Genomic DNA, 4,227 nt, shown 5'->3' with positions numbered 1-4,227 from the left:
AGGCCTACGCGCTCACGCTGCAGCACAAGCATCTGCCGGAGATCATGCGCTACGGCGGTCTCACGCGCCGTCCCATCTTCGTGCCCTGCGTGGGCAACTTCTGCCAGGGCATGCTGGTGCAGTTGCCGCTGCACCTCGATCTGCTGCCCGGCGCACCCCGGGCCGCCGATCTGCACGACGCGCTGACGGCGCACTACGCCAGGAGCAACACGCCCGCGCAGTGGGTCCGCGTGCTGGCGCCGAGCGCGGACGGAAAGCTCGACGCCACGGCGCTGAACGACAGCAACCAGATGGAGTTGCGCGTGTTCGCCAACGAGGAACAGCGCCACGCCGTGTTGCTCGCGCGCCTGGACAATCTGGGCAAGGGCGCGAGCGGCGCTGCCGTGCAGAACCTGCGGCTGATGCTGGGTCTGGAGGGCAGCAATCCTTCGTCCGCGTGACGCGCCGCCCCGGGCGCGGCGGATCATTCCTCCTGCGTGCCCGCGTCCCGCAGCACGCGCCGCGCCACGTCGCCTGAGAATCCCCGCGCCATGAGAAAGCGCATCTGCTTGGCGCGGGACTGCGCGTCGGTGGCGGGCGCGCCAAACTTGCGGCGCCACACCGCGCCGGCGCGTTCGAGTTCGCTGCCCTGCAACTGGGCCACGGCCTGCTGTACGGCTTCGGGGGGCAGCCCCTTGGCCTGGAGTTCCTGCCGGATGCGTGCAGCCCCCATGCGGCCTGCGCGGCGTTGCAGCACCGATTCGACGCTCCGTTCCTGGCTGATGAAGCCCTGGGCTTCGAGCGCATCGAGCACGGCGTTCAGGTCTTCGTCCGCGCGCGCATGGGGCGCGAGCTTGCGCTGCAACTCGGCGCGCGCGTGCTCCCGCTGGCTCAGCAGCCGCAGCGCACGGCCCCTGAGCGAGAGCGGTCCCGGTCCCATGGAACTGGCTGCGGAATGGCTACGAATGGGTTGCGCGGGCGCTCACTTCTTTGCCGGGGCCGGGGCCGGGGCGGTGGCGGCCGGTGCCGCGGCGCTGGCCGGTGCGGCTTGCAGCACGATGCCCAGGCTCTCGCGCACCTTGTTCTCGATCTCGCGGGCGAGCCCCGTGTTCTCGCGCAGGAATTCGCGCACGTTGTCGCGGCCCTGGCCGATCTTCTCGCCGTTGTAGGCGTACCAGGCGCCGGACTTTTCCACGATCTTGGCGGTCACGCCCATGTCGATGATCTCGCCCTCGCGGCTGATGCCTTCGCCGAACAGAATGTCGAACTCGGCGGTCTTGAACGGGGGGCTCACCTTGTTCTTGACCACCTTGACCTTGGTCTCGTTGCCGATGGCTTCGTCGCCCCGCTTGATCGTGCCGGTGCGGCGGATGTCGAGGCGCACCGAGGCGTAGAACTTGAGCGCGTTGCCGCCGGTGGTGGTTTCGGGGCTGCCGTACATCACGCCGATCTTCATGCGGATCTGGTTGATGAAAACGACCATGCAATTCGCCTTCTTGATCGTGGCGGTGAGCTTGCGCAGCGCCTGGCTCATCAGGCGGGCCTGCAGGCCGGGCAGGGACTCGCCCATTTCGCCTTCGATTTCGGCCTTGGGCGTGAGCGCTGCCACCGAGTCCACCACGATCAGGTCCACGGCGCCGGAGCGCACCAGGCTGTCGACGATCTCCAGCGCCTGCTCGCCGGTGTCCGGCTGGCTGATCAGCAGGTCGGACAGTTGTACGCCCAGCTTCTGGGCGTACTGCACGTCCAGGGCGTGCTCTGCGTCGACGAACGCGCAGGTGCCGCCCTGCTTTTGCATTTCGGCAATCACCTGCAGCGTGAGCGTGGTCTTGCCCGAGGATTCCGGGCCGTAGATTTCGATCACCCGGCCGCGGGGCAGGCCGCCGACGCCCAGGGCGATATCCAGGCCCAGCGAGCCGGTGGAGACGACCTGTATGTCCTCGATCACCTCGCCCTCGCCCAGGCGCATGATCGTTCCCTTGCCGAACTGCTTCTCGATCTGGGCCAGCGCAGCCGCGAGCGCCTTGGCCTTTTCGGTGTTCACGGGCAGCGCGGGAAGGGTGCTTTTGACTGCAACGTCCATGGGAAAACTCCTTGAAAAACAACAAACGGGATAGGCTGGGCAGCAGTTTATGCGGGAGATTGCTTCTGGCTAAGCCATTTTTTAGTCAGTTTGGCTGACAATACGCCGTGCCCGATTCCGCCCTGCCCGACGACCGCTGGCGCCAGACCCACCTGGGCCGCCTCATGGGGCATGCCCTGCGCCGCTTCGACGCCCGGGTGCTGCAACTGATGGCGCGCAACGTGGAACTGCCGCTCGCGCTGTCCAATCTTGCGGCGCGCGACCAGGTGGGCGCGGCCCATGTGCACATCACCCGCCACCTCGCATTCCAGGGCGACCGGCTCACGGATCTCGCCCGGCGCGCGGGAATGACCAAGCAGGCCATGGCGAATCTCGTGGACCAGTGCGAGGCCTGGGGGCTGGTCGTGCGCACGGCCGATCCGCTCGATTCCCGGGCGCGCCAGGTGCGCTTCACTGCCACGGGGCATGCCTGGTTGCAGGCCTTTCACGACGCGGTGGCGCAGGCGCAGGCCGAATTTCGCGCCGAGGTGGGCGCCGAAGTGGCGACCGTGGTGGCGCTGGGGCTGGAGGTCTACGCCGCAGGGGATGCGGGCAGCGTCCCGGGTTGAGCCTGGCCCCCTGCATCCGGGACCATGCGGCAGAATCGCGCCATGACCGGGCATGTCATCCCTCTGGTGGACCAGCGCAGCGCCGCTTTGGCGGCGCGGGTGCCCGCGCACGCCGTGGCGCCGACGGGCCGGCTGGCAGACGCCCGGGGCCGCCCGCTGCGCGACCTGCGCATCAGCGTCACGGACCGCTGCAACTTCCGTTGCAACTACTGCATGCCCAAGGAGGTGTTCCACCGGGACTACCCCTACCTGCCCCACGGCGCGCTGCTGCGCTTTGAAGAGATCACGCGGCTGGCGCGCCTTTTTCTGGCGCACGGGGTGCGCAAGATCCGCCTGACGGGGGGCGAGCCCCTGCTGCGCCGGAATCTGGAAGAGCTGGTGGCCCAGTTGGCCCAGCTGCGCACGGTCGATGGTCTGGCGCCCGAGCTGACGCTCACCACGAACGGCGCGCTGCTCGCGCGCAAGGCCCGGGCGCTGAAAGACGCGGGGCTCGGGCGCGTGACCGTGAGCCTGGACGCGCTCGACGACGCGGTGTTCCGCCGCATGAACGACGTGGACTTTCCGGTGGCGCAGGTGCTGCACGGAATCGAGGCCGCCCATGCGGCGGGCCTGTCGCAGGTGAAGGTGAACATGGTGGTCAAGCGGGGCAGCAACGACCAGGAGGTTCTGCCCATGGCGCGCCACTTTCGCGGCACGGGCAGCACGCTGCGCTTCATCGAATACATGGACGTGGGCGCGACCAACGGCTGGCGCATGGACGAGGTGCTGCCGTCCGCGGAGCTCATCGAGCGCCTGCGCGCCGAACTGCCGCTGGTCGCGCTCGAGCCCGGCGCCCCCGCAGAGACCGCCGCGCGCTGGGGCTACGCCGACGCCGCAGGCCGGCACGACCCGGCACTCGGCGAAGTGGGCGTGATCAGCAGCGTGACCCGGCCCTTTTGCCACGCCTGCAACCGCGCACGCCTGTCCACCGAGGGCCGGCTGTACCTGTGTCTGTTCGCCACCCAGGGCTACGATCTGCGCGCGCTGCTGCGCGGCGGCGCCAGCGACGCAGCGATTGCCTCGGCCATCGCACCGATCTGGCAAGGGCGCACGGACCGCTATTCGGAACTGCGCAGCAGCCTGCCGGCGGACGCCTCGCAGGGTGCCCGGCGGGTGGAGATGAGTTACATCGGCGGGTAGCCCCCGGCAGAGCGAACCCGGAAATGATTCATATCCAGGACATCACCGGCCTCGTCCTCGCGGGCGGCAAGGGCGCGCGCATGGGCGGCGTGGACAAGGGCCTGCAGGCCTTTCGCGGCCTGCCGCTGGCGCTGCACACGTTGTTGCGCCTGCAGTTGCAGACGGGCAGCGTGCTGATCAACGCGAACCGCAATCTGGCGGCTTACGAGGCCTTTGGCGCCGCGGTATGGCCGGACGTGCTGGCCGACTACGCGGGTCCGCTGGCGGGTTTTCTGACCGGGCTGGAGCATTGCGCAACGCCCTGGCTGCTGACGGTGCCGTGCGACACCCCGTTCTTCCCGCTGACCCTGGCGACGCGCCTGGCGGCGGCCGCCGAGC

The 4,227-nt window shown here is 69.1% G+C and carries 5 protein-coding genes and 1 pseudogene; 4 read left to right on the top strand and 2 right to left on the bottom strand.

Annotated elements, in window-relative coordinates:
- A pseudogene (locus VTU_RS0105270) lies at positions 1 to 440 on the top strand (N-acetyl-gamma-glutamyl-phosphate reductase); the annotation flags it as partial.
- A 23-nt stretch (positions 441 to 463) separates the two neighbouring features.
- Here VTU_RS0105270 and recX read toward each other — a convergent pair.
- Together recX and recA are read right to left on the bottom strand one after the other, a co-directional pair.
- On the bottom strand, positions 464 to 919 hold the full coding sequence (recX, locus tag VTU_RS0105265) for a recombination regulator RecX (protein WP_010101547.1): 456 nt from the start codon (positions 917 to 919) through the stop codon (positions 464 to 466).
- Between the two features lie 42 nt (positions 920 to 961).
- On the bottom strand, positions 962 to 2,062 hold the full coding sequence (gene recA / locus VTU_RS0105260) for a recombinase RecA (RefSeq protein WP_010101546.1): 1,101 nt from the start codon (positions 2,060 to 2,062) through the stop codon (positions 962 to 964).
- 164 nt (positions 2,063 to 2,226) lie between these two features.
- Between recA and VTU_RS0105255 the strand changes: the two genes are divergently transcribed.
- The 3 genes from VTU_RS0105255 to mobA form a co-directional block, all read left to right on the top strand.
- Positions 2,227 to 2,670, top strand: coding sequence for a MarR family winged helix-turn-helix transcriptional regulator (locus VTU_RS0105255; RefSeq protein WP_086009995.1), 444 nt, complete (start codon positions 2,227 to 2,229; stop codon positions 2,668 to 2,670).
- 42 nt (positions 2,671 to 2,712) lie between these two features.
- A complete protein-coding gene (gene moaA / locus VTU_RS0105250) occupies positions 2,713 to 3,849 on the top strand; it encodes a GTP 3',8-cyclase MoaA (protein ID WP_010101544.1) in 1,137 nt (378 codons plus the stop codon).
- Positions 3,850 to 3,872: 23 nt separating this feature from the next.
- On the top strand, positions 3,873 to 4,227 hold a 355-nt coding region (mobA, locus tag VTU_RS0105245; RefSeq protein WP_010101543.1), incomplete at its 3' end, for a molybdenum cofactor guanylyltransferase.

Origin of the sequence: Verminephrobacter aporrectodeae subsp. tuberculatae At4 (assembly GCF_000193225.1) — a bacterium.
GTDB classification, from domain to species: domain Bacteria; phylum Pseudomonadota; class Gammaproteobacteria; order Burkholderiales; family Burkholderiaceae_C; genus Acidovorax; species Acidovorax aporrectodeae.
The sequence above is the reverse complement of the archived record's forward strand: the minus strand, read 5'-3'. Positions and strand labels throughout refer to the sequence as shown.

Coding starts and splice junctions, on each gene's coding strand:
- recX (WP_010101547.1), bottom strand. CDS start 919: ATGGGACCGGGACCGCTCTCGCTCAGGGGCCGTGCGCTGCGGCTGCTG.
- recA (WP_010101546.1), bottom strand. CDS start 2,062: ATGGACGTTGCAGTCAAAAGCACCCTTCCCGCGCTGCCCGTGAACACC.
- VTU_RS0105255 (WP_086009995.1), top strand. CDS start 2,227: ATGGGGCATGCCCTGCGCCGCTTCGACGCCCGGGTGCTGCAACTGATG.
- moaA (WP_010101544.1), top strand. CDS start 2,713: ATGACCGGGCATGTCATCCCTCTGGTGGACCAGCGCAGCGCCGCTTTG.